Raw genomic sequence first — 24744 nt, 5'->3', positions numbered from 1 at the left:
ACAAGCCTTATGCCATTATCATTTTAAATTGACAATGAGTTGATTAGGAAATTTAAGCTAAAATTGCGGTGTATAAAGATTATACACTTGTGAAAAGTTTATACTAAAAACTCAAAAAAAAAAGCCTCCAAATTCATTGATTTTGGAGGCTTCTCTTTTTAGAAAATTACTTGACGTCTTTATTTTTATCTTTTAAAATTTTACCTTCTTTAGTAAATTCAAGGTCAATGTCATTTGTTAAATCAACGTCGAGATCTTTGTGACCATAGTCAATATGCGTTATTTTTTCATTTGGATAGTTTTTTGCCACATAATCTTTGACAGACGCAGGAATAAATCCGGTTGGAATTGGCTTATCATCGCCATCGACTTCACGATACGAACCGTCTTTCCAGAATTCAACTTCGGTTCCATCTTTTAGTTTTACCTCATACCCTTTTTCACCGTGTTCAGCATCTTTTTTAGCAATATCAACTGTGGTATTGCTAAAGTATTTTTGAAGAAATTCTTGTGCTGGTTTAGGCAATTCGGTAGTTTCAATTTTTTTCTGTGCTTTCGCCGATATTACAAAACCTAGTAATAAAACGACTGTTAGGATTCTATTTTTCATGGTTTTTTACATTTTAAATTATCGTATGTAGCTAATTTACAATAACTAAACATGCATTCAAACCAATTTAAGAAAGCTTTAATTTTTTAGCAACAACTTTTTTATTTATTTTTAGTGTTCAATTTTTTAGTTTTATAAAAGAAATGACAATAGAAAAAGCGATTAATACCGATCATCAGATTTTGACCCAAGTCACAAAAAAATCAAAAGCATTTTGGGGATATTCAGAAGAACAAATTGAAATTTGGTCCAAGTTTCTAACAGTCACTCCGAGTTATATAGATGCAAATCCGGTTTATAAATTATCTATTGAATATCAGATTGTTGGCTATTATTCCTTTTTTTATCAAGATGAGAAGACTATAAAACTGGATAATTTATTTGTTCTTCCGGAATATATTGGGAAGGGATTAGGTCGCTTGTTAATGAAACACTTTTTATTGAACATCGATAAAACACACGTAAAAACCGTAACCCTTAATTCAGAACCTAACGCAGAACCGTTCTATTCTAAATTGGGTTTCATAAAAGTGGGAGAAATTGAAACTTCTATTAAGGACAGATATATGCCGATAATGGAGTTAACTATTATATAATTTAATAAATATACAAATGGCAACAGTAATTTTCCCTACAAGCCCTGATTGCGAAATTGTTAGTTTGAGAATTGTAAACTTTTCTCAGGAACTTGTTTTTAAAGCCTGGACAGATCCAAATCATTTAAAAAACTGGTGGGGACCAAAAGGCTTTACCAATACATTTGAAGAATTTGATCTTAGGCCCGGCGGCAGATGGAAATTTGTAATGCACGCTCCTGAGCAAGGAAATTTTCAGAATGAATGCGAATTTGTAAAGATTGAAAAGCCTACTGAAATTGCCTGGATTCGCATTTCTAAACCTTTATTCAACATAGTAGCAACATTTGAAAAAGTATCTGATGATGAAACAAAAGTCGTTTTCAGAATGGTTTTTGAAACTGCTGAAGAATGCGCCAAACTGAGACCATATGTTGTAGATAAAAATGAAGAGAATTTTGATCGTCTTGAGGATGAGTTGAGTAAAATGGCATTATAAATTATGCTTCATCTTTTGCCATATGGCAAATCATCAGAAAATAACTTTACCTAACTTGCAGTATGAAAGAATTTATAGAATATATATTGCAATTTGGCAACTTAAATCAGCAGCAACTTGATTTAATTTCAAAAAAGGCAACGGAAAAAATCCTTCTAAAAGACGAATATTTTTCTGAGGCAGGGAAAATTGGGCAGGAAGTTGGGTTTGTTTTAGAAGGAATAATAAGAGTTTGTTACTACAACAACAGAGGAGAAGAAATTACCAAATATTTTATAGATGAAAATAATATGGTAGTTGATTGGGAAAGTTTTGACAATGATATTTGTTCAAATGCCTATTTGCAGGCAATTACAAACTGCAAAATGCTTGTTTTTTCTAAAAAAGACTGGAAAGAACTTTTGGAAATCATTATTCCGTGGGTGGGCATTGTAAATAAAATTATGTCGAGGGCAATGAGAAAAAAAATAGAAAGAATAAGTCACCTGGTTTCAGAAGATGCTTCAACAAAATATTTGATGTTTCTAAAAAACTATCCTAATGCGGTCAATCGCATTCCGCTTTCTTATGTCGCTTCTTATTTAGGAATTACACAATCTTCGTTGAGTAGAATCAGAAAAAATATCCACTAAATCGCTTTTTGTCATTTGACAAATGATTTCATTTTTTAATAAAGGAGCTTTGCTTCAATAATTTAAAAAAAAATAAAAATGAAGATAGTATTAATTACAGGAGCTAATAGAAGTATTGGATTAGAAATTGCAAAACAACTTTCAAAAAAAGGTTTGTTTGTTTATTTGGGAAGCCGAAACCTTGAAAAAGGCAATGAAGTTGTAAAAGAACTGAATGATAATGGTTTTCAGAATATTAAAGCCATTGAAATTGATGTCACAAAACAAGAATCGATTTTATTAGCAAAGAATGCTGTAGAAAAAGAACAGGGAAAATTAGATATACTGATAAACAATGCCGGTATCAGTGGCGAATTTCCTCAGAATGCGTCAAATGCATCAATTGCAGATATTCAGTATGTATTTGACACCAATTTTTTTGGTGTTATTAGTGTTACACAAGCATTTTTAGAATTGCTTAAAAAATCAGATAGCCCACGAATAAGCAATATTACATCTGGTTTAGGATCTTTGACTTTGCATAGCGATCCAAGCTGGAAATATTACAACTTTAAAGCCGCTAGTTATGTGACTTCAAAAGCTGCTTTAAACGCCTATACCATTACATTGGCTTATGAACTCAAGGATTTATCATTCAAAGTAAATGCAATTGATCCAGGATATACTGCAACAGATTTTAATCACCACAGTGGACCCGGAACAGTTGAAAGCGCTGCCTCTTTTATTATTAAACATACCGTGACAGCTGATGATGCGCCAACGGGGATGTTTTATAGTAATGATATTGAAGATGAAAGCGGAATTAGTCCCTGGTAAAAAACTGATTTTGATTTATTTGAATAAAACTCCATTCGCCTCGGCGAGTGGAGTTTGTTCTATTATAATAAATCCAGCAAATTGCGAGTTCCCACATAACGCTCACTTGTTAGTCCTTCTGCATATTTTACATTAATTGCCCTGCCAAAAATTTGATTCGTGCTTTCAATTTGCTTTAACAAATTCATTATGCCATTTGCTTTATTGTCATTGGCAGTAACAAACTGAGAATCATAAGCTTTAATTACTTCTATTTTCTGATCAAAAAAATCGCTGATATCAACTACAATATCTGGCTCAATAAAATGATCCTGAATATAATGGTATACAACCTTTGGACGCCATTTTTCCTGAACTTTTCCTTCATCGTCAAAAGTTTCAATTTTCTTTAATCCGGATAAAAAAGAGGCTTCTGAAACTAGTTCGGCTGCCTTGTGATGATCCGGATGACGATCCCGAACAGCATTTGCCAGAACAATTTTTGGGCGGTATTTTCTAATAAGATGAATTATTTTTAGACGGTTTTCGTGGGTATTCTCTATATTCCCATCTTTTAAATCCAATTGTTCCCTTGCAAAGAGGTTAAGCATTTTTGAAGCCACATCTGCTTCGCTTTTTCTTGAATGTTCATCACCAAAACTACCTAGTTCTCCCTTGCTCAAATCAACAATAACAACTTTTCCTTCATTTGCTGTTGCACTTAAAATAATTCCCGACACTGCACATTCTACATCATCAGGATGCGCACCAAAAGCCAAAATATCAATATTCATGTTTGCTTATTTTTCTAATAATTTCAATTCAAGTTCTTTTACTTTATTTTCCAGATCAATGATGTATTTTTTTTGAGGTAATAAAGCTTCCTCTATTTCTTCTGTTGAATAACGTGGTGTAATATGTTGCGGGCAATTCCAATCGTAAGCCTGAATTTCAAAAATCATCATTCTTTCCGGGCGGAATTTATAATCTTCGGGTTTTAAAGAATTATATAATGCTTCATTGTCTTTCAGTTCTACAATTTTTGCCTTTGCATAGATTTTTAATCGTGCTCTTTGCGGATAGGAAACCATAATAAGTGCTACTTTTTCATTCTTAGAAATATTTCCCGTTGAAATATATTGTCTGTTTCCTGAAAAATCAACAATGCCAATTGTTTTGTTGTCAATGACTTTAATAAATCCGGCCGGTCCACCACGATGTTGAATGTAAGGATATTCATTTTCTCCAAAACTGGCCATATAGAAACTATCTCTGTCATCAATAAAGTTGATTTCATTTTCTGTTAATCCATCCACAACCGACATTTTTTCCATTCGGTCATAAGAATTTCTGCTTCCGGCTTCTTCCTGAATCTTTTTAATGTTATCTGTAAAGGCTAATTGTGCGTAATTCATAACTGATGCTTTAGATTTTCTACTTTACTTCCGGAGAATTTTAAACTTATAATTCCTGAATCTGTCTGATCATTTGGTTGGTAAAACCCCATTCATTGTCATACCAGGCCATTACTTTTACCAAATCACCATCAACTACTCTTGTCATTTCTAAATCGACAGTGGCAGCAAATGGGCTTTTGATAATATCTGTAGAAACAAGAGGTTCATCTGTAACGGCAACTACTTTATGATAGCGATCTGTTTTTGCTTCTTCGATTAAGATGGAATTAATTTCTTCAACTGTGGTTGGTCTTTCGGTCACAAAAGTAATATCAGATATAGAACCAACGGCAACCGGAACTCTCACAGCAACGCCGTCAAATTTTCCCAGATATTGAGGTAAAGCTTTTGTTGTTGCAATTGCGGCCCCTGTCGCAGCTGGAGCTAAATTCATTCCTGCTGTTCTTCCCATTCTTGGTTCTCTTTTAGACGGAGCATCAACCAATGTTTGTGATGCTGTATAAGCGTGAGTTGTATTTAAAATGGCTTTTTTAATACCAATTCTTCGTCCTAGAATTTCTATGATCGGACTTATATTATTCGTGGTACAGCTTGCACATGAAAAAACAGCCACTTTACCATCTTCTGTATTAACTCCATGAACAACGGTTGGAGTATCTTTAGTTGGCCCGGATATTACAACAAATTTAGATCCTGCGGTTAAATGTTTCTCAGCGTCTGCTTTATTGGTAAAAAAACCTGTACTTTCTATTACTATATCAACTTGTAACTCTTTCCAGGGTAATTCAGCGGGATCTTTTATAGCGGTATATCTTATTTTATGATTATCAATCAATATAAAATCACCTTCAAAAGTTACTTTTCGATCGTATTTGCCATAAATACTATCGTACTTTAATAAGTAAACTGCATTTTCAATTGTCATTAAATCATTAATTCCTACCACTTCTAAATCCGGTGTATCCAAAATTATTTTTAGTGATGATCTTCCAATTCTTCCAAAACCATTAATTGCTATTTTTTTCATTTTATTAAAATTTAGTTATCTAAAAACACTACAAAGTTCCACTTATTTCTGTCGTTGGGGTTAGACAGTTTTTCCCGAAGTGTTGGCTATTTTTCCTTAAGATGTAAAAAACTTTATCATTTTTTATAAGCACTAACGAGAAGTTTTATAAATATACAACTTTAGTAATCAAGAGAGTAACTCTATTATTTGTTAAATCCTGCAATCTGATTCTGAATAGATTGCAGAATTTGAATTCTCTTTTATTTATTTGCTTACTTTACGTGAAAGGAAATCGCCGATAATTGTTGCAATCTCGCTTCCTTTACTTTCTAATGCAAAATGTCCTGCATCAAAAAGATGATATTCAAGATTTTTAATGTCTTTTTTGAAAGCTTCTGCTCCCGATGCGGGAAAAATATAATCATTTTTACCATACACGATCAGCATTTCCGGATTGTAGGTTCTAAAATATTCCTGCCATTTTGGATATAAAGTAACATTGTTTTGATAATCGTAAAACATAGCTAACTGAATATCATTGTTTTCCGGGCGTTCTAAATGTCTTAAATCAATTTCCCAATTATCTGGCGAAACTACACTTGGATCAGGAATTCCGTGTGTATATTGCCATTTAAGCAATTCCGGCTGATGAAAAGTAGCAAGTGTATTTTCGGCTTCCTTATCATTTATATTTTTCCAATAAGCTTTAATCGGATTCCAGAATTCCTCAAGTCCATCTTCGTATGCACATCCATTTTGAACAATAAGACTGTCAATTTTCGTTGGATTTTCACTGGCAATTCTAAAACCTACCGGAGCTCCGTAATCCATTAAATAAAGACTAAATTTATTGATTTCCAGCTCTTCAAGAAGTGTATGAACAATTTTGGCATAACTGTCAAAAGTATATTCGAATTCGGACATTGGAGGTTGCTCGCTTCGTCCGTATCCGGGATAATCAGGAGCAATTAAGTGATAACGATCTGACAAATCTTTGATAAGATTTCTGTACATATGAGATGAGCTTGGATAACCATGTAACAACACTAAAGTTGGTTTATTTTTATCTCCTGCTTCTCTGTAGAAAATTTCAACCCCGTTGATTTTTCTTGTTTGGTAAATTGTTTTCATTTTGTTATTTATAAATTGTTTTATTTTGTTTGTCTCTTTGACATTGCAAAATTGAATCAATTTACAAAGGCAGTTATAGGCACATATTCCCGAAGGTTTGGCAATTTTTCCTAAAGTGTACGATTCTTATTTTTAAATTTCAGTACCATTTTAAAAGCTATAATAATTACATTTACACTTCATAACTACTACATCTAATCATGGTTTATAAAGGAACTTCACACGAATTTTTATTGTTGACAGAAATTAATGCCGAGAATAAGAATCTGGTATTTGGAGCTAAAGACACCGAATTGACATTACTTTGGAATACAGGTGCTGAAATGAATATTTCGATTGATAAAGTCAAATATCAATTAGCTCAGAATGAAATTATTTTTTTAACTGAATTTCATCAAATTGATTATTTAGAAGTTGAAAGTGCCAAAATGTTAAGATTTAATCAGAACTTTTTTTGTATCATTAATAATGATAATGAAGTCGGAAGTAAAGGACTTTTGTTTTATGGTGCCATGGGAATTCCAGTAGTTTCGATCTCGGAAAACCATCTTAAAAGCCTGGAAAACACATGGGATATTTTGTTAGCTGAAATGGATGCCAAAGATAATTTACAGATTGACATGTTGCAGTCAATGTTAAAACGTGTGCTGATTTTGTGTGCAAGAAGCCTGATGACGACAGCAAATTATGTCAAACTTGAAAATAGTCAGGCGGATATTATAAGAGAATTTAATTACCTCGTTGAAGGACATTTTGCAAAACATCATGATGTAGCCTTTTATGCTTCAAAATTGAATAAATCTCCAAAAACCTTATCTAATCTTTTTGCTGTTTTTTCTGAAAGACCTCCTTTAAGCATTATTCATGATCGTATTATGATTCATGCGAGAAAGCAAATTGCTTATACACAATTGTCCATAAAAGAAATTGCTTACGACCTTGGTTATGAAGATTTACAAAGCTTCAGTAGGTTTTTTAAAAATAAGGAAGGAATTTCTCCAGCTCAATTCAGAGAAAAAGTAAACTGATACTATATTTTACCATAGAATTGATTAATTATCAAGATTAAAGATATTTCTTATATTAGCTAAGTCTAATTTAGGATAATATGAGCTTAATTTACTTGTATTGAATTAGATAAAATAATCAATATTAAGGTCACTATGATAAAAAAAATCCTTTTTACAGTCGTATTTCTAGTTTTATTTTCTCCGCTGTTCGCCCAGACTTATATTACCAATGTAACGATAGTTGATGTTGAAAAACAAAAATTAGTTTCTAACCAAACCGTTATTATTACTAATGATTTAATTTCTAAAATTCAATCCGGTAAAATAAAAATTCCCACGAATGCAATAGTAATTGATGGAAAAGGTAAATATCTGTTACCCGGATTGACCGATGCCCATGTACATTTTTTTCAGAATGGAGGATTGTACGCGCGTCCTGATGTTATTAATTTAAGAAGTGAATTTCCTTATGAAAAAGAAATGAAACTGGCACATGAGACCATGGAAGATAAATTAAGAAGATATCTTCAAAATGGTATTACTAATGTGATCGATGTAGGTGCATCATACAGTTATTTAAAACAAAGAGAATCATTCAAAAATAAAGATTTTGCACCATCCATTTATATGACTGGTCCGCTGTTGACAACATACGAGCCTAAAGCTTATGAAAATCTAAAGGATGAGGAACCCTTTAGTTTAGTTAAAAATGTTGATGATGGAATAAAAATGGTTCAGGAACAACTGCCTTACCATCCTGATTTTATCAAAATTTGGTATATCGCCGGAGCAGATGGTTTAGAAACCGAAGCGAGTGCCCGAAAAAATTTGTCTATTATTAAAGCAATTATTGAAGAAGCACACAAAAACAATTTAAAAGTAGCTGTTCATGCTACAGAACGAATTACTGCACAGCTAGCAGTAGAAAATGGGTGTGATTATTTGGTACATAGTGTGGAGGATGAAATTATAAAAGATGATTTTGTTCAATTGCTGAAAAAGAATAAAACAATCCTCTGCCCTACTTTGGTCGTATATAACGGCTACGAGAATACTTTCGGACAGAAACTACAAATGAGCAATCATGAATTACAAGCTGCAAATCCTTTTCAATTAGGATCGCTTTTAGACCTGAAACATTTATCTGATACGTTGCTTGTCAATAAATACAAAAGACGAATAGATTCAGAGAAAGAAATTGCAAGAATTAATAAAGTTAATGCCATAACTTCAGAAAATCTTAAAAAACTTTCAGAAGCAGGAGTTTTAATCGCAACGGGAACAGATGCGGGAAACATTGGTACTTTGCACGCTTCATCTTATTTAAATGAACTTATAGCGATGCAAAAAAGTGGGATGAATAATTGGAAAATCATTCAGGCTTCTACCATTAACGGAGCAAAAATTTTAAATAAGGAAAATGAATTTGGAACAATCTCCGTTGGTAAAAAAGCCAATCTGATTTTGCTGGATGCTAATCCGGTTGATAATATTGAAAACCTTTCAAAAATATATCGTGTAATCAATAAAGGCGTTGTTTTTAATCCCGAATCAATTATTGAAGAAACTCCAATTGCATTAGTACAAAGACAGTTAAATGCATATAATTTCAGAAATATAGAGGCTTTTTTAGAACCGTACGCAGATGATGTTGAAATTTATAATTATCCGGATAAATTAATAGAAAAAGGAAAGGCAGAAATGCGAAAAAATTACGCAGCAATGTTTGAAAAAGTTCCTAATTTACATTGTGAATTAATGGGTCGAATTGTTCAGGGAAATACTGTTATAGATAAAGAACGTGTTCAATTTGGAAAAGAAATCGTAGAAGCGGTTGCCATTTATCATATTGAAAACAATAAGATTAAAAAAGTTTATTTTATTGATTAATGGAAATGAGATAGCATTGATGTAAAACAGAAAAATGTAAATCATATTAGATTCATAAAACTTCATTAGAAATAATGGAGTTTTTTTTGTGGTTTCATAGGACATTCTTGTAACAGGTAAAGTTTTAAGATTTTTTTAATAGTGATAATTCCTATATTCACAAACACTAAACTATCACAAATAAAAACAACTGTATCAAAAACTATCGAACCATGAAAAAACTACTTCTTTTGGCTCTTATAATAATTTCTCAATCCTTTTATGGGCAAAATAATGCTGTCAAAAAACCTGAATATGTAATTATTGCAAACAATGAGATTGTCTCAATGGAAAAGGTCGAAAAATATGGTGCCGATGGTTATGTTAAATCAATGGCCAAAGGGGTTTCAGAAGAAAAAAGAAAGGAATTAGCCAGTAAATTTGGGGATAAAATTGGAGAAAAGGAATTCATAATTATAGTTGGAATTTATACAGAACAGGAAAAAATTGAAAATGAGAAAAAAATGAGTTCCCAACCAGTAGAAAATAAAAGTGTAGCTAAAGCTGATACAAAAGAATATATCTTAAATGTAAATGACAAGGCAACAGATTTTACTTTAAAACTGGTTGATGGTAAAGAAATAAAGCTTTCTGATTTAAAAGGGAAAGTTGTTTTAGTAAATTTCTGGGCTACCTGGTGCGCGCCTTGTTTAATGGAATTCTATGATATTCCATCAAAAATAATTGAGCCATTTAAAAAGGATGATTTTGTATTTTTAGCGATTTCGAGTGGAGAAACACAAGAAAAAGTATTGAATAAAGTTACCAAACTAAGAAAAGACGGAATTGACTTTAATTATGGCGTTGATTCAGATAGAAAAATATGGAATGGTTATGCAACGGCTTCCATTCCTAAAAACTTTTTAATAGACCAAAATGGAGTTATCAAATTTGTTGCAACAGGAAATGCTCCGGATAATTTAGAGAACATAGCAGCTGAAATAAAAAAGTTGCTGGGTAAATAATAGCTCAAGCCACTTTGAGAATTGAATACAAAAAGCTCCAATTAAAAATTGGAGTTTTTTTATGGCTCAAATATTAAAAGAAATTTGATTATTATTGTATTAATACTAAATCTATAGAATAAAAGAATTATGACAATAAAAACGTTAATAAAAGCAAATCAGTTATTACTTTTTTTTATCATATTTCAACTTAATGCACAACAAACAGATAGTTTGTCAAGGCAGTTTATAATGGATATAGAAATAAGACCCAGAGCCGAATACACTTCAAATTATGTACTTCCTCCCAATGATTCTATCGATCCTTATTTCTATATAACACAGAGAAACAGGATTTCAATGCAATATGCCAGAGAAAAATGGCTAATAAAATCTGATGTCCAGGAAATTCATCTTTGGGATCAGAATAATAAAGCTTCCAAAGTAGGAAGTATTAATTTCTATCAGTTGTTTCTAGAAACGAAATTTAAATCGTTCAACTTCAGATTAGGAAGACAAAGTATTTTATTGGATAATGGCAGACTCTTCTCTGATGCACCATGGGCTCAACAAGGCAGATCACACGAAGGAATAAGGCTTATGAAATATTCGAATCACATTTCTAATGATTTTTTCTTCTTATTTACACGCAATTATAATGACGAATTTGAAACGTTTTATTCTCCGGTTGCTTCAAATCGGTATAAATACCTCTTAATGAATAATTTTCATTATAATTCTAATAAGTATTTTTCTTTTAATTCAATGAATATAGTTGATTTTTTAAAAAGTACTACTTCAGACCAAATGCATACCCGCGCTACTACAGGCGGAAGAATTGAATTTAAAAAGGCGCAATGGTATTATACACTTAACTCTTATTTACAATTTGGAAAAAATACAAAAGGTCAAAAATTATTTGCATACTATCTTCAGCCAGAAGTTCGATTAACTCTTAAAAATTCAATCTGGAGACTGGGGGCCGAAATAATTAGCGGAAGCAGTTCTTCATTATCTACCAACAAGTCGGCAGATTTTGATGTTTTATATGGTGTAACCTGGAAATTTAATGGGAATATGAATGTATTTACCCGCTTCCCCACTGATGTTGGTGGAAAAGGCTTAGTGAACCCTTATTTATTTATTACAATACCAATAAATACTAAATTATCGCTGCGCTCCGATTTTCATCTTTTTTATAATCAGTACCCCTTAATCAATAATTTAGACCAATCAGTGTCAAAGTTTCTCGGATTTGAAAATGATTTTTCAATGAAATATATACCCGTTAGGCAATTAGAAATAAATTATGCTTTTTCATTTTATAAATCAACTGAATCAATGGAATACTTACCAAAAATACAGGATGAAAACAAGTTGGCGTTTTGGAGTTATCTAATGATATCTTATTCTTTTAATGCCGTAAATACGAAACATTCTAAAAATTAATGCTTCATTTTTTATTGATTGGTTTTATAAAATGTTTTTTAACTAAATAAAAAATTTAGAATATTGATAAAAGACAGGATAATTCTTTCTTTTAAAAAGGTAAATTATTTATAGTAATAATATTCCTTATATTCGTTTTTTAAACTACCAAATATGAAATTAAACCTTATTTGCACATCACTTTTTATTGTTTTTTCTAATTTTATTTTTGCACAAAGTAATTTCTCAGACAATCCTTTAGATGCCGTATTTGAAACAACAGATTCAAAAAACTTTTGGGAAGCATTTGACAAAATGAGCAAATCAGAAGAAAATCCATTTGTAGCCTACATGCAAAAAGGTTCTCCTGGTATTAAAGGATTTACGGAGAACAGAATACTTAATGCAGATTCTCTTTTTTCTGCTGTGAAGAAAAGAAAAGCAGATTACGAACTTTCAAGAAATGTTTTAGATGGTCTTCCTTCTAAAGAAAAGAGAGTAAGAGCTATATATAGTGCCTTAAAATATTGGTATCCAAAGGCTAAGTTTCCTCCTATTTATTTTGTTTATGGAAGATTTAATTCAGGTGGAACTTCTTCTCCCGAGGGAATTATTATTGGAACTGAAATGCTTAAAAATTTGGATGGAGTTTCAGGTTTAGTAGCACACGAACTTATTCACTATCAGCAAAAGATAGAAGGAAAAGATATGCTGTTGAAATGGTGCTTACTTGAAGGAGGTGCTGATTTTATAGGTGAACTGATTTCAGGAGAATCAATAAATAAGTTTGAATATAAATATGGCGAACAAAACCTGGATAAATTATGTCAGGAATTTGTAATAAGATTAAAAAATCCTGATTATCAGGATTGGTTATACGGTACCTCCAAAAAAGATGACAGACCAAATGATTTAGGATATTGGATAGGCTATAAAATAACAGAATCTTATTTTAATAAACAGAAAGACAAACAAAAAGCAATTGACGAAATAATCAATATAAAAGACCCCATGCGCTTTTTAAAACAGAGTGGTTTTTTATATGTCTATATTCAAAAGTATCAAAAATCAAAGAATGAAAGTTATGATGAGTTTTTCAAATAACAAAACTCATAAACCAACTCAAAAAAAGTATTGGATATAATAGAGTTGGGCGTCCTACTACAATAATCCCTCAATCAACAAAAGAACAACTAGCGACTATTATGAATAAAATATGGATATATAACGACGACGGTTCTTTCTCACTTTACGACGATGAACTGGAAATTGGAACACTTAAAAGAGGAGATGATTGGGCTAGGCAACCAACAACTTTCAACATAGATTCAGAAAATTATATAATCAAAATCCGATTTGGTATTTTTCGTAAAAACAGTAGTTGCATATTAAATGAGCAAGGAGAAACTATTATAGAAATAGGACTTGGTTTTAACCAAAAATTCAAATACCAAAATCGCCATCTATTGTTGACTTTTACAGACGAACCATTTTGGAAATGGAAAATAATGGAAGGCAACAAAGTATTAACATCTTACGAAATAAGTGTGTCAGACTCACAAATTGGACCGAACATCCAATGCAGTGATGAAGAATATAACAATTATATGTTTGACTTCATATTAGGAAACCTTGTTTTAGGTAAAACAATGCAAGATTTTCATTAAATGGGTTAAAAAAAAACTCCTTAATTTCTTAAGGAGTCTTTTGTGGGCGATGAGGGGTTCGAACCCCCGACCCCCTCGGTGTAAACGAGGTGCTCTGAACCAGCTGAGCTAATCGCCCTATTTTACTAGGCTGCTATTTTGTGATAGCGAGTGCAAATATACAGCTAGAATTTGTATTTGCAAGTGTTTTTACAAAAAAAATGAAATATTTTTTAATGATTCCGTTTACCAATCTATTTTTCAGCTTTTTAAAAAGTAAATAAAATACCATTTTCTTAGTATTAAGTTAAAAAAGGAAATCTGAAAAGGGAATTTAGAATATTCTTTTGTATTCACTCGTTAGAATCATACATTTGCATACCTTAATTGTATACTCAAATGGCTAGATTTCAAGAAAACGATTTACCTAAAGCTAAATTAGACTCTAACTCACTTCAAAAAGCACTCCGAATTTTTAAATATGGTAAAAATCATAAATGGAAATTTTTTCTGGGCTTACTCTTTTTATTACTTACCAGTGCCACTGCCCTCGCCTTTCCTAAACTAATGGGAATGTTGGTCGATTGTGTTACTAATAAAGATCTAAGCAGGGCAAACGAAATTGCTGTTGCTCTTATGGTAATTCTTGCATTACAGGCAATCTTCTCGTTTTTCAGGATTTCACTTTTCGTCAACTTTACTGAAAATTCATTATCAAACATTCGTTTTGCATTATATGAAAATCTGGTAAAACTGCCAATGTCTTTTTATTCTCAAAAGCGTGTGGGTGAACTTAATAGTAGAATTAGTGCCGATATCTCTCAATTACAGGATACTTTCACTACAACAATTGCTGAGTTTTTACGTCAGTTTATCTTAATTATTGGAGGATTTGTTATTTTAGGAAGTATCAGCCCAAAACTGACTTTGATGATGTTGGCCATTGTTCCGGTTGTTGCTGTTGCAGCGGTTATTTTTGGAAGATTTATTCGTAAATACGGAAAAAAAACACAGGATAAAGTAGCCGAAAGCCAGGTAATTGTTGAAGAAACTTTACAAGGAATCAGCAATGTGAAAGCTTTTGCAAACGAATGGTACGAAATTCAGAGATATAAAAACAAGATCAAAGAGATTGTGAAAATCGCAATTAAAGGTGGTCAATATAGAGGTTATTTCGCTTCATTTATCATATTATGTCTTTTTGGATGTGTGGTTGCTGTAGTATGGTATGGAATAACATTGACTATAAAGGGTGAAGTTGAAGGTGTTGGAGATTTAATTTCGTTTGTGCTCTATACAACCTTTATTGGTGCTTCTTTTGGCGGAATTGCCGAGATGTACGCTCAAATTCAGAAAGCTGTTGGAGCAACGGAACGCGTTTTTGAATTATTAGAAGAAACTCCGGAAGCTATCAATGCAAATCAAAAAGGAACTCTTATAGAAAAAATAAAAGGAACAGTTTCTTTCAAAAATGTTGCTTTTAGTTATCCTTCCCGTAAGGAAGTTGAAGTTTTAAAAGATGTAAATTTTTCTGCAGAATTTGGTCAAAAAATAGCGATTGTTGGTCCGAGTGGTGCTGGAAAATCTACTATATCCTCTTTATTATTACGTTTTTACGATATAACTTCAGGTGAAATTTTGGTTGACGGAAAAAACATCTACGATTATGATTTAGAAAATCTTCGTGGAAATATGAGTATTGTTCCTCAGGATGTCATTTTATTTGGAGGAACTATCAGAGAAAACATTGCTTATGGAAAACCTGATGCTTCTGACGAAGAAATCATGTTAGCGGCAAAACAGGCAAATGCATTAAATTTTGTAGAAGGTTTCCCTGAAAAATTTGAAACACTGGTTGGAGAACGCGGTGTAAAATTATCTGGCGGACAACGTCAAAGAATTGCAATAGCAAGAGCTTTGCTTAAAAATCCGAGTATTTTAATTTTAGATGAAGCAACTTCATCTTTAGATAGTGAAAGCGAAAAATTAGTTCAGGAAGCATTAGAAGTTTTAATGGAAGGAAGAACAAGTATTATTATCGCCCACCGTCTTTCAACTATTAGAAACGCAGATAAAATTCTGGTTTTAGACAACGGAAAAATCACGGAAGAAGGAACACACCAGGAACTTATAAATCTTGAAAATGGTATTTATAAAAACCTGAGTAATTTACAGTTTAGTAATTCTTAAGTAAGAAATTCCATTTTTTTATCCCGAAGCTTCGGGACCAAATTCCAATAAAAAAATCCATTCGCCGCGGCGAATGGATTTTTTTGTAAAATCTAAAATCTAAAATCTAAAATCTAAAATCTAAAATCTAAATCCAGACTATTTCCCTTTTCTTCTCTTGCGTTCTGCTTTAATCATTGATAATTCACGGCTTGTTTGCCCTGCAACTGAAGTATTTTCTTCAGCACGACGAATCAAGTACGGCATAACATCTTTAACTGGTCCAAATGGTAAGTACTTCGCAACATTATATCCATTTTCAGCTAAATTGTAGCTTATATTATCACTCATTCCGTATAATTGTCCAAACCAGATTCTGTTATCGTTTTTGGCAATTCCTTTTTCCTGCATCATATCCATCAATTTATAAGAACTCAATTCGTTGTGAGTTCCAGCAAAAATTGACATAGTTTCTAAATGATCTAACATATAATGAACAGCGGCATCATAATTTACATCCGTTGCTTCTTTAGAAACACAAATTGGTGAAACATAATTTTTCTCTTCGGCTCTTTTGTTTTCTTTTTCCATATAAGCACCGCGAACTAATTTCATTCCAATAAAAAAGCCTTCTTTTTTGGCAATTTCATGTAGTTTTTTCAAATAATCCAAGCGGTCCCAACGGTACATTTGCAATGTATTAAAAACAATAGCTTTTTCTTTATTGTATTTACGCATCATATCAGTAACCAAATCATCGGCAGCATCCTGCATCCAGCTTTCTTCACCATCAATCAATAAAGCAACGTCTTTTTTATGAGCTTCACTGCAAACTTTGTCAAAACGCGCTACAACTCTATCCCACTCTGCTTGTTCTGCCTGACTTAAAGTTTGTTTTTCGCCCAATTTTTCATATAATTCAAAACGTCCTAAACCTGTTGGTTTGAAAACTGCAAACGGAATTGCTAAACGCTCTTTAGCAAATTCGATTGTTTTTAAAGTCATTTCTAAAGCTGCATCAAATTGAGCTTCTTCTTCTTTTCCTTCAACTGAATAATCTAAAACAGATGAAACGCCCTTTGTAAACATTTTATCTACTACCGTTATACAGTCATCTTCATTTACTCCTCCACAAAAATGATCAAAAACCGTTGCACGAATCAATCCTTCAACAGGAAGATGTGCTTTGATAGCAAAATTAGTTACAGCAGTTCCAATTCTTACCAAAGGTTCGCTATCAATCATTTTAAAAAGAAAATAAGCTCTGTCAAGTTCAGTATCACTTTTTAGCGAAAATGCTACTTGAGTGTTATCAAATATTTTTTCCATTTAGGTTGTTTTTTTGTGCAAATATAGAGAGAGTTTTGAATATTATTTAATAAAACAGGTCATATTTTGCGTACAATACTGTTAAAGTGATTAAGGAAGCTTTAACAAAAAACACACATTTAAAAAAATGACAAAAAATTATGACAAAATAGAATTTCGTTATTTAATACCATTTTATTTAAGCTGTTTTTAAAACAAATTATACTCAAAGTTTGAATATTATTTAGTTAAAAATGCCGTATTTTGTGGTTTCATAAACCAAAAAGAAATATGCAATCAATTCAAGCCAATAATTATCTCGTGCATTTCAACCAAAATGCATACGAAGCCTTAAATACACATTTAAAAGAAAATAAATACTCTAATTTGTTTATTATAGTTGATAATGAGACTAATGAACATTGCTTGCCTAAATTTTTGCCTTTACTTGAAACCGATTTAAATATTGAAATCATTGAATTTGAAGCCGGAGAAGCAAATAAAAATATAGAGACCTGTATTCAGATCTGGAATGTTCTAACTGAGCTTGGCGCAGACAGAAAATCACTTATTATAAACGTTGGTGGTGGTGTTGTAACTGATTTAGGTGGATTTGTAGCGTCAACTTTCAAACGTGGCGTTAATTTTATCAATATCCCAACTACCCTATTATCTATGGTTGATGCTTCTGTTGGAGGAAAAACGGGAGTTGACTTAGGAAATCTTAAAAATCAAATTGGCGTTATTAACGTACCTCAAATGGTTTTAATCGATACAAACTATCTTGAAACTTTATCGCAAAGCGAAATGCGTTCTGGTTTGGCTGAAATGCTAAAACACGGACTTATATATGACTCCGCTTACTGGAAACAGTTTTTGAATTTAAAATCTATTGATTATGCTGATTTTGATGAATTGATTTATCGTTCTGTTGAAATTAAAAATAATATCGTAATTCAGGATCCAACCGAGAAAAATATTCGTAAAGCCTTAAATTTCGGACATACTTTAGGACATGCTATTGAAAGTTACTTTTTGGAAAGCGAAACCAAAACAACTTTATTACATGGCGAAGCAATTGCTATTGGAATGATTTTGGAAAGTTACATATCACTACATAAAGGCTTAATTTCTGCTGAAGAATATGCTGAAATTAAAACTGCTCTTAAAAGCATTTATGATGATGTCCAAATTGAAGAAAATGACATCGATCCGATATTGGAATTGCTTATTCATGACAAAAAAAATGAGTATGGATTAATTCAATTTGCTTTAATTGAAGGAATCGGAAAAATAAAAATTAATCAATCCGTTGAAAATAAATTGATTCTCGAAGCGTTTCAAGATTATAAATCTTAAACTTTTTTTAATCAAAAGCATTGCTTTAGGTATATATTATTTTTTACATTTGCCACGATGAAAACAAACAGAAAACAAAGACACTTTAGTTCTTATAGAAACCGCCTCAATAGTTCTTTACTAAGAATGTTGAACCGTTTTTATAATAGTAAAAGTCCGTTTTGTTTTGATGTGTTTTTAGACTCGAAAGCAGAACACGAAAAACTGGAAATTGTATTTGCCAATATTAGGGTTTGAATTTTAGATTTAATACTGTTTACTAAATTTAAAAATGACAACTTAAAATATTTAAAATAAATGAATACAAAATATTCCGATCTAATTAATCAAACTTATTACTTTCCTCAGGAGGAATTTAAATTGAACAAAGACAACTTACAGTTTCACAATATCGATTTGATGAAATTGGTTGAACAATACGGAACCCCATTAAAATTTACCTACTTACCACAAATTTCTGAAAACATAAATAAGGCAAAAGCCTGGTTCAGAAAATCAATGGAAAAAAACAAGTACGAAGCAAAGTATTACTATTGCTACTGTACAAAAAGCTCGCATTTTGAATATATCATGAATGAAGCTTTTAAAAATAATATTCATGTTGAAACTTCATCTGCTTTTGACATTAATATTGTAGAGAATTTGTTAGAAAACGGGAAAATCAACAAGAGTACGTATGTAATTTGTAATGGTTTTAAAAGAGACGAATATATTACCAATATCGCGAGATTAATCAATAACGGACATAAAAACACTATTCCAATTATTGACAATTATGAAGAATTAGATCTGCTTCAGGCTGAAATCAAAGGAAAATTCAAAATTGGAATTCGTATTGCAGCTGAAGAAGAACCTAAATTTGAATTTTATACATCAAGATTAGGTATAGGATACAAAAACATAGTTTCGTTTTATAAAAAACAAATTCAGGAAAATGATAAATTAGAGCTGAAAATGCTTCACTTTTTCATCAATACCGGAATTAACGATACGGCCTATTACTGGAATGAGTTGGTAAAATGTATTAAAGTATACATTGCACTTAAAAAGGAATGCCCTACTCTTGATGGCTTGAACATTGGAGGTGGTTTCCCGATTAAAAACTCTCTTGCATTTGAATATGATTACCAATATATGATTGATGAAATTATCAATCAGATTAAAATTGCATGCGATGAAGCCGAAGTTGATGTCCCAAATATCTTTACAGAATTTGGATCATTTACAGTTGGTGAAAGCGGTGGTGCAATCTATCAGATTTTGTATCAAAAACAACAAAATGATAGAGAAAAATGGAATATGATTGATTCGTCATTCATTACTACTTTGCCAGATACTTGGGCGATAAACAAACGTTTTATCATGTTAGCGGTTAACCGTTGGAATGATACTTACGAGCGGGTTTTATTAGGTGGTTTGACTTGCGATAGTGACGACTATTACAATTCAGAACAAAATATGAACGCAATTTATCTGCCTAAATACAACAAAGAAAAGCCATTGTACATTGGTTTCTTTAATACAGGTGCGTATCAGGAAACAATTGGAGGATATGGAGGTTTACACCACTGTTTGATTCCACAGCCTAAACATATTTTAATAGATCGTGATGAAAACGGAATAATTGGTACCGAAGTCTTCTCAGAACAACAGACTTCTGACGATGTGTTAAAGATTTTAGGTTATACAAAAAAAGTATAAAAAAAAACTTGCAAATTAAATGTTAATATCTATAAAATTATTAATTTGCAGTATCATCTAAAAGGTTAAACTTTTTAATTCAAAAAAAAAACAAAAAACAAAAAAAATGAAAGGACCAATCAGTCAGTTTATTGAAAAACATTATTTACACTTTAACTCTGCTGCTTTAGTTGATGCTGCAAAAGCGTATGAACAACAACTTGCAAACGGTGCTAAAATGATGGTAAGTATGGCTGGCGCTATGAGTACAGCAGAAATTGGTAAAATTTTTGCCGAAATAATTAGACAAGATAAAGTACAAATTATTTCTTGTACTGGAGCCAATCTAGAAGAAGATGTTATGAATTTAGTGGCACACTCTCACTATGAAAGAGTGCCTAATTATCGTGATTTAACACCAGAAGACGAATGGGCTTTGCTTGAAAGAGGATTAAATCGTGTTACAGACACTTGTATTCCTGAGCATGAAGCATTTCGTCGTTTACAAAAACACATTTACAAGATCTGGAAAGATGCAGATGACAAAGGAGAACGTTATTTTCCTCATGAATTCATGTATAAAATGTTGTTGTCTGGTGTGTTAGAAGAATATTATGAGATAGATTTAAAAGATAGCTGGATGTATGCTGCAGCGGAGAAAAATTTACCTATTATTGTTCCGGGATGGGAAGATAGTACAATGGGTAATATTTTTGCATCATACGTAATTAAAGGTGATTTAAAAGCATCTACCATGAAATCAGGAATTGAATATATGACGTTCCTTGCTGACTGGTATCCAAAAAATAGCACTAACGGAATTGGATTTTTCCAAATCGGTGGTGGTATTGCAGGAGATTTTCCTATTTGTGTGGTACCAATGCTGTACCAGGATATGGAAATGCATGATATTCCGTTTTGGAGTTATTTCTGCCAAATTTCAGATTCAACAACCAGTTATGGTTCTTACTCTGGGGCAGTACCTAATGAGAAAATCACTTGGGGTAAATTAGATATTAAAACCCCGAAATTTATTATTGAGTCGGATGCTACGATTGTTGCACCGTTAATTTTTGCTTATTTATTAGATTTATAGATATTTTATGAAAAGAGTTATAGTAGACTACGCTAAACTTACCAATGAAATTTTAAACCTTTTGGTAGAAAAGTTTCCTGATGGTTATGATGATTCGGATGTAATCCGTTTTAGAAATGCTAAAAACGAATTGATCGAAGCTGTTGAAGTTCGTACTGAAGACACTATTTATTTAGTAAAAATTAGTACTAAACTTGCTGATAGAATTGAAAATTACGATGAAGATGATGATATCGACGTTGATGTTGATACAATCGAACCAGTAAAAGGCCTTGATCTTGATGATGATATTGACGATGACGATGAAGATGAAAAAGAAGATAAGCCTGATGTTGACGGAGGAGATGATGATGACGATGATAGAGACCCGGATGACATTGCTGACGAAGATGATGATGAAGACGATGAAGATTAATTTCTCTTTATAAATAAACTAAAGGAACTCTACTCGGGTTCCTTTTTTTTATTCCGGATTAAAACCTGATATTTTCTTTAAATAATAAATTTAATGTTTTTATATTTTATAAGAAATTTCTTTAAATTTATATTTAAAAATAAAATCGATGAACACACAACTTCTACACGCCAAACTAAAAGAGAATTTTGGATTTGAAAAATTTCGTCCAAATCAGGAAACAATAATCAATACAATACTTTCTGGTCAGGATACTTTAGCTATTATGCCTACAGGTGGTGGAAAATCAATATGTTTTCAACTACCCGCTTTAGTTTTACCTGGAATTACAATAGTCATTTCGCCACTAATCGCGCTAATGAAAGATCAGGTTGATAGTTTAAAAACTAACGGAATCAATGCCTGTTATATTAATAGTAGTCAATCTAGCGAGGAGCAACAATTTTATATTGATAATTTAAAATCGAATAATTTTAAACTGGTTTATATTGCTCCGGAAAGTTTATCTTATCTGGATGTTGTTTTTAATGAATTAACTATTAGTCTTATTGCAATTGATGAAGCACATTGTATTTCATCCTGGGGGCATGATTTCAGACCTGCTTACACCAATTTGGGATATTTAAAAAGCCGCTTCCCTTCTACTCCCGTTTTAGCTTTGACTGCAACAGCTGATAAAGCAACACGTACCGATATTACAAAACAACTCAAATTAAAAAATCCGAAAATATTTATTGCATCATTTGATAGGAAGAATTTAAGTTTAGAAGTTCGCCCGGCACTTGATCGTGTAAAACAAATTATAGATTTTGTCGAAAATAAACCAAATGAATCCGGGATTATTTATTGTCTAAGCAGAAAAACAACTGAGGAACTTGCTGATAAATTACAAAAGCAGGGAATTACTGCAAAAGCATATCATGCAGGTTTAGATAATAAACTTCGTGCCAAAACACAGGATGAATTTATAAATGATGATTGTCAGGTAGTTTGTGCTACAATTGCTTTCGGCATGGGAATTGACAAATCGAATGTTCGATGGGTGATTCATTATAATTTGCCTAAAAATATTGAAGGCTATTATCAGGAAATTGGTCGTGCCGGTCGTGATGGATTGCCGGCAGAAACCGTTTTGTTTGAAAGTTATGCCGATGTAATTCAATTGCAAAAATTTGCTTCTGAAGGTTTGAATTCCGATGTTCAGTTGGCAAAATTGGAAAGAATGAAGCAATATGCCGATGCATTGAGCTGCAGAAGAAAAATTTTACTCTCTTATTTTGGTGAATTGGTTAAAGAGAATTGCGGTAACTGCGATATTTGCAAAAATCCTCCAACTTTTTTCGATGGGACGATTCTCGCGCAAAAAGCTTTATCAGCAATTAGCCGTTTGCAGGAATCAGAACCATTGGCTGTAATTGTCGATTTTTTAAGAGGCTCGAAAAATGCATATATCTACGAAAAAAATTATCAGAACTTAAAAACGTACGGAATTGGCGCTGACATCTCATGGTACGATTGGAACCAATATTTGATTCAGTTAATTAATTTGGGATATTGTGAAATTGCCTTTCACCAGCACAACAAAATCTTACTAACTTCTTTTGCTAAAAAAGTTTTATTCGAAGGGGAAAAAGTAAAATTGAATACGGTTGTTAAGAAAGTAATTGATAAAAACGAAATCAAAGAAGCAAAAACTAAAACAACTAAAAGCTCGCTTTTTGAAATACTTAGAAAATTACGCTACGAAATTGCTAAGGATGAAGAAGTTCCTGCCTATGTAATTTTTAGTGACGCTGCTTTAAGACAAATGGAAACGCTGCGACCAATGAGCGATGAAGAATTCCTTGCAATTGAAGGTGTTGGAAAAGTAAAACTCGAGAAATATGGTTCAGAATTTATTGATGCAATTATTTATTATGAAAAGGTAAAAAAAGCAAATACTAAAGTTAAAAAGGAAGGCAACACTTATAAAACGACTTTAGCACTTTTTAAAGAAGGCAACAGTGTTGAAGAAATTGCCGGGAAACGAAATTTGGGGCAAACTACAATTATTTCGCATTTAGCAAAATTATATGTTGACGGACATGATTTTGAATTAAGTCAATTTGTTTCTGAAAAGGAAATTTCTCAATTGCAAAAAGCACAAATCGAACTTGAATTTCCAACTGCATTGAAACCGTATTATGATCATTTTGAAGAAAAAATGTCTTACGATAAAATTCGATTTGGACTAGCTTTTCTTGAAAGGCACAAAAATGACGATGAAAAACTAAAAATTAAAGTTTATTCATTGGATGAGAAAAGATTAGAAAATTCTGAAGCTTATAAAAAATGGAGTTCAGAGGAAGATTCAAATCTTGTTCATTTTTTTTATCAAGGAAAGAAAGTAAAAGAAATAGCGCTTTTGTTAGGAAGAAATGATGGCGCAATAAGTTCCAGGTTGAAAAAATTAGAACTGAAAAAATAAATTTCTCGTTTTTGTCATTTTCGACTAAGGTGAAATCACAATAATTCTCGAAAATAAAAAATCCTGTGAAGAAATTTCACAGGATTTTTTTTCTTAAATATTTTAAGTCATTATAAATATCGTTCCTGAAAAACATTTTGATGATGTTTTTGATGTCCGATAATCACATATCCCAAAGCTCGAACCGAAAGCTGATGCGTTGACGCAGTTCCTATTCGTTTAAGTTGTTCTTCAGAAAGACTTTTATAAAACAATAAACTAGAATGTCTTACTGCAGAAAGCTCCGTTAATAATTCCTGGATACTTCTTCCGTTTGCATCTGTATTGTCTACATAATCATTTTCTTCAAATCCAGGCAAAGCTGTTTTATCATTTCTTGAAAAACGCAAAGCACGATATGCAAAAACACGCTCGCTGTCAATTAGATGTTGAATAATATCTTTTATTGTCCATTTTCCTTCAGCATAACGATAATCAAATTTATCTAATGGGATATTTTGAACAAATTTTATAAAATCATGAAGAGAAATTTCTAATTCCTCAATCAAATTAATTTCTCCGGCTTCCTGAATGTAATTTGCAAAAGGTCCGGAATATTCAGTTTCAGGTAATTTCATTAACTTT

The 24744-nt window shown here is 32.0% G+C and carries 23 protein-coding genes and 1 tRNA gene; 16 read left to right on the top strand and 8 right to left on the bottom strand.

All coding sequences use genetic code 11. The features are described from left to right. Window positions 1–166: 166 nt before the first annotated feature. A complete protein-coding gene (locus AC6CH4_RS20790; protein ID WP_498106370.1) occupies window positions 167–610 on the bottom strand; it encodes a PepSY-like domain-containing protein in 444 nt (147 codons plus the stop codon). Between the two features lie 143 nt (window positions 611–753). On the opposite strand from AC6CH4_RS20790, the gene AC6CH4_RS20785 reads away from it, so the two are divergent. The 4 genes from AC6CH4_RS20785 to AC6CH4_RS20770 all read left to right on the top strand — a co-directional run bounded on the left by AC6CH4_RS20785 (window position 754) and on the right by AC6CH4_RS20770 (window position 3132). Continuing rightward, a complete protein-coding gene (locus tag AC6CH4_RS20785; protein WP_498106368.1) occupies window positions 754–1206 on the top strand; it encodes a GNAT family N-acetyltransferase in 453 nt (150 codons plus the stop codon). Window positions 1207–1222: 16 nt separating this feature from the next. Next, window positions 1223–1684, top strand: a complete 462-nt coding sequence (locus AC6CH4_RS20780; RefSeq protein WP_498106366.1) for an SRPBCC family protein — start codon at window positions 1223–1225, stop codon at window positions 1682–1684. A 62-nt stretch (window positions 1685–1746) separates the two neighbouring features. Next, entirely contained in the window at window positions 1747–2316 is a 570-nt protein-coding gene (locus tag AC6CH4_RS20775; protein WP_498106364.1) for a Crp/Fnr family transcriptional regulator, read from the top strand. A 78-nt stretch (window positions 2317–2394) separates the two neighbouring features. Then, complete coding sequence (locus AC6CH4_RS20770; RefSeq protein ID WP_498106362.1) at window positions 2395–3132, top strand: SDR family NAD(P)-dependent oxidoreductase; 738 nt, start codon at window positions 2395–2397, stop codon at window positions 3130–3132. 62 nt (window positions 3133–3194) lie between these two features. On the opposite strand, the gene bshB1 is transcribed toward AC6CH4_RS20770, so the two are convergent. The 4 genes from bshB1 to AC6CH4_RS20750 all read right to left on the bottom strand — a co-directional run bounded on the left by bshB1 (window position 3195) and on the right by AC6CH4_RS20750 (window position 6669). Continuing rightward, on the bottom strand, window positions 3195–3905 hold the full coding sequence (bshB1, locus tag AC6CH4_RS20765; RefSeq protein ID WP_498106360.1) for a bacillithiol biosynthesis deacetylase BshB1: 711 nt from the start codon (window positions 3903–3905) through the stop codon (window positions 3195–3197). Between the two features lie 6 nt (window positions 3906–3911). Then, the gene (locus tag AC6CH4_RS20760) at window positions 3912–4526 is read right to left on the bottom strand and encodes a pyridoxamine 5'-phosphate oxidase family protein (RefSeq protein WP_498106358.1); all 615 of its coding nucleotides are present in this window, start codon (window positions 4524–4526) and stop codon (window positions 3912–3914) included. Between the two features lie 46 nt (window positions 4527–4572). Next, window positions 4573–5556, bottom strand: coding sequence for a type I glyceraldehyde-3-phosphate dehydrogenase (locus tag AC6CH4_RS20755; RefSeq protein ID WP_498106356.1), 984 nt, complete (start codon window positions 5554–5556; stop codon window positions 4573–4575). Window positions 5557–5802: 246 nt separating this feature from the next. After that, on the bottom strand, window positions 5803–6669 hold the full coding sequence (locus tag AC6CH4_RS20750; protein WP_498106354.1) for an alpha/beta fold hydrolase: 867 nt from the start codon (window positions 6667–6669) through the stop codon (window positions 5803–5805). 200 nt (window positions 6670–6869) lie between these two features. Here AC6CH4_RS20750 and AC6CH4_RS20745 point away from each other — a divergent pair, with 200 nt between their 5' ends. The 6 genes from AC6CH4_RS20745 (at window position 6870) to AC6CH4_RS20720 (ending at window position 13647) form a co-directional block, all read left to right on the top strand. Next, window positions 6870–7697, top strand: a complete 828-nt coding sequence (locus AC6CH4_RS20745) for a helix-turn-helix domain-containing protein (protein ID WP_498106353.1) — start codon at window positions 6870–6872, stop codon at window positions 7695–7697. Between the two features lie 135 nt (window positions 7698–7832). Further along, the gene (locus AC6CH4_RS20740; RefSeq protein WP_498106351.1) at window positions 7833–9569 is read left to right on the top strand and encodes an amidohydrolase family protein; all 1737 of its coding nucleotides are present in this window, start codon (window positions 7833–7835) and stop codon (window positions 9567–9569) included. A gap of 212 nt (window positions 9570–9781) precedes the next feature. After that, on the top strand, window positions 9782–10573 hold the full coding sequence (locus tag AC6CH4_RS20735) for a TlpA family protein disulfide reductase (protein ID WP_498106349.1): 792 nt from the start codon (window positions 9782–9784) through the stop codon (window positions 10571–10573). Between the two features lie 231 nt (window positions 10574–10804). Beyond that, a complete protein-coding gene (locus AC6CH4_RS20730; RefSeq protein WP_498106347.1) occupies window positions 10805–12001 on the top strand; it encodes a hypothetical protein in 1197 nt (398 codons plus the stop codon). A 153-nt stretch (window positions 12002–12154) separates the two neighbouring features. Continuing rightward, window positions 12155–13084: a DUF2268 domain-containing putative Zn-dependent protease gene (locus AC6CH4_RS20725; protein WP_498106345.1), complete on the top strand. Its 930-nt coding sequence runs from the start codon at window positions 12155–12157 to the stop codon at window positions 13082–13084. A 101-nt stretch (window positions 13085–13185) separates the two neighbouring features. Beyond that, window positions 13186–13647, top strand: a complete 462-nt coding sequence (locus tag AC6CH4_RS20720) for a hypothetical protein (protein ID WP_498106343.1) — start codon at window positions 13186–13188, stop codon at window positions 13645–13647. Between the two features lie 43 nt (window positions 13648–13690). Here AC6CH4_RS20720 and AC6CH4_RS20715 read toward each other — a convergent pair. Continuing rightward, window positions 13691–13765: transfer RNA gene (locus AC6CH4_RS20715), tRNA-Val, on the bottom strand. 260 nt (window positions 13766–14025) lie between these two features. On the opposite strand from AC6CH4_RS20715, the gene AC6CH4_RS20710 reads away from it, so the two are divergent. Continuing rightward, window positions 14026–15816 carry an ABC transporter ATP-binding protein gene (locus AC6CH4_RS20710; RefSeq protein ID WP_498106341.1) on the top strand — a complete coding sequence of 597 codons (1791 nt, stop codon included), beginning with the start codon at window positions 14026–14028 and terminating at the stop codon, window positions 15814–15816. A gap of 138 nt (window positions 15817–15954) precedes the next feature. Here the strand turns inward: AC6CH4_RS20710 and AC6CH4_RS20705 are convergent, their stop codons facing one another. Next, window positions 15955–17124, bottom strand: coding sequence for a proline dehydrogenase family protein (locus AC6CH4_RS20705; protein ID WP_498106339.1), 1170 nt, complete (start codon window positions 17122–17124; stop codon window positions 15955–15957). 270 nt (window positions 17125–17394) lie between these two features. Here AC6CH4_RS20705 and aroB point away from each other — a divergent pair, with 270 nt between their 5' ends. From aroB to recQ, 5 genes are all read left to right on the top strand, one after another. After that, window positions 17395–18462 (top strand): 3-dehydroquinate synthase, encoded by a 1068-nt coding sequence (gene aroB, locus AC6CH4_RS20700; RefSeq protein WP_498106337.1) that lies wholly within the window; start codon window positions 17395–17397, stop codon window positions 18460–18462. Between the two features lie 297 nt (window positions 18463–18759). Then, the gene (locus AC6CH4_RS20695) at window positions 18760–20163 is read left to right on the top strand and encodes a type III PLP-dependent enzyme domain-containing protein (RefSeq protein ID WP_026985070.1); all 1404 of its coding nucleotides are present in this window, start codon (window positions 18760–18762) and stop codon (window positions 20161–20163) included. A gap of 106 nt (window positions 20164–20269) precedes the next feature. After that, the gene (locus AC6CH4_RS20690; protein ID WP_498106335.1) at window positions 20270–21238 is read left to right on the top strand and encodes a deoxyhypusine synthase family protein; all 969 of its coding nucleotides are present in this window, start codon (window positions 20270–20272) and stop codon (window positions 21236–21238) included. 7 nt (window positions 21239–21245) lie between these two features. Then, a complete protein-coding gene (locus tag AC6CH4_RS20685) occupies window positions 21246–21653 on the top strand; it encodes a DNA primase (protein ID WP_498106333.1) in 408 nt (135 codons plus the stop codon). Window positions 21654–21801: 148 nt separating this feature from the next. Next, entirely contained in the window at window positions 21802–24120 is a 2319-nt protein-coding gene (gene recQ / locus AC6CH4_RS20680) for a DNA helicase RecQ (protein ID WP_498106331.1), read from the top strand. Window positions 24121–24230: 110 nt separating this feature from the next. Here the strand turns inward: recQ and AC6CH4_RS20675 are convergent, their stop codons facing one another. Next, entirely contained in the window at window positions 24231–24737 is a 507-nt protein-coding gene (locus AC6CH4_RS20675) for a DinB family protein (protein WP_498106329.1), read from the bottom strand. Between the last annotated feature and the right edge of the window lie 7 nt (window positions 24738–24744).

This window comes from Flavobacterium sp. GQ95, from assembly GCF_059758655.1.
The sequence above is the reverse complement of the archived record's forward strand: the minus strand, read 5'-3'. Positions and strand labels throughout refer to the sequence as shown.

Excerpts from the sequence above, each read along its gene's own strand:
- AC6CH4_RS20790 (WP_498106370.1), bottom strand. The coding sequence starts at position 610 with ATGAAAAATAGAATCCTAACAGTCGTTTTATTACTAGGTTTTGTAATA.
- AC6CH4_RS20785 (WP_498106368.1), top strand. The coding sequence starts at position 754 with ATGACAATAGAAAAAGCGATTAATACCGATCATCAGATTTTGACCCAA.
- AC6CH4_RS20780 (WP_498106366.1), top strand. The coding sequence starts at position 1,223 with ATGGCAACAGTAATTTTCCCTACAAGCCCTGATTGCGAAATTGTTAGT.
- AC6CH4_RS20775 (WP_498106364.1), top strand. The coding sequence starts at position 1,747 with ATGAAAGAATTTATAGAATATATATTGCAATTTGGCAACTTAAATCAG.
- AC6CH4_RS20770 (WP_498106362.1), top strand. The coding sequence starts at position 2,395 with ATGAAGATAGTATTAATTACAGGAGCTAATAGAAGTATTGGATTAGAA.
- bshB1 (WP_498106360.1), bottom strand. The coding sequence starts at position 3,905 with ATGAATATTGATATTTTGGCTTTTGGTGCGCATCCTGATGATGTAGAA.
- AC6CH4_RS20760 (WP_498106358.1), bottom strand. The coding sequence starts at position 4,526 with ATGAATTACGCACAATTAGCCTTTACAGATAACATTAAAAAGATTCAG.
- AC6CH4_RS20755 (WP_498106356.1), bottom strand. The coding sequence starts at position 5,556 with ATGAAAAAAATAGCAATTAATGGTTTTGGAAGAATTGGAAGATCATCA.
- AC6CH4_RS20750 (WP_498106354.1), bottom strand. The coding sequence starts at position 6,669 with ATGAAAACAATTTACCAAACAAGAAAAATCAACGGGGTTGAAATTTTC.
- AC6CH4_RS20745 (WP_498106353.1), top strand. The coding sequence starts at position 6,870 with ATGGTTTATAAAGGAACTTCACACGAATTTTTATTGTTGACAGAAATT.
- AC6CH4_RS20740 (WP_498106351.1), top strand. The coding sequence starts at position 7,833 with ATGATAAAAAAAATCCTTTTTACAGTCGTATTTCTAGTTTTATTTTCT.
- AC6CH4_RS20735 (WP_498106349.1), top strand. The coding sequence starts at position 9,782 with ATGAAAAAACTACTTCTTTTGGCTCTTATAATAATTTCTCAATCCTTT.
- AC6CH4_RS20730 (WP_498106347.1), top strand. The coding sequence starts at position 10,805 with ATGGATATAGAAATAAGACCCAGAGCCGAATACACTTCAAATTATGTA.
- AC6CH4_RS20725 (WP_498106345.1), top strand. The coding sequence starts at position 12,155 with ATGAAATTAAACCTTATTTGCACATCACTTTTTATTGTTTTTTCTAAT.
- AC6CH4_RS20720 (WP_498106343.1), top strand. The coding sequence starts at position 13,186 with ATGAATAAAATATGGATATATAACGACGACGGTTCTTTCTCACTTTAC.
- AC6CH4_RS20710 (WP_498106341.1), top strand. The coding sequence starts at position 14,026 with ATGGCTAGATTTCAAGAAAACGATTTACCTAAAGCTAAATTAGACTCT.
- AC6CH4_RS20705 (WP_498106339.1), bottom strand. The coding sequence starts at position 17,124 with ATGGAAAAAATATTTGATAACACTCAAGTAGCATTTTCGCTAAAAAGT.
- aroB (WP_498106337.1), top strand. The coding sequence starts at position 17,395 with ATGCAATCAATTCAAGCCAATAATTATCTCGTGCATTTCAACCAAAAT.
- AC6CH4_RS20695 (WP_026985070.1), top strand. The coding sequence starts at position 18,760 with ATGAATACAAAATATTCCGATCTAATTAATCAAACTTATTACTTTCCT.
- AC6CH4_RS20690 (WP_498106335.1), top strand. The coding sequence starts at position 20,270 with ATGAAAGGACCAATCAGTCAGTTTATTGAAAAACATTATTTACACTTT.
- AC6CH4_RS20685 (WP_498106333.1), top strand. The coding sequence starts at position 21,246 with ATGAAAAGAGTTATAGTAGACTACGCTAAACTTACCAATGAAATTTTA.
- recQ (WP_498106331.1), top strand. The coding sequence starts at position 21,802 with ATGAACACACAACTTCTACACGCCAAACTAAAAGAGAATTTTGGATTT.
- AC6CH4_RS20675 (WP_498106329.1), bottom strand. The coding sequence starts at position 24,737 with ATGAAATTACCTGAAACTGAATATTCCGGACCTTTTGCAAATTACATT.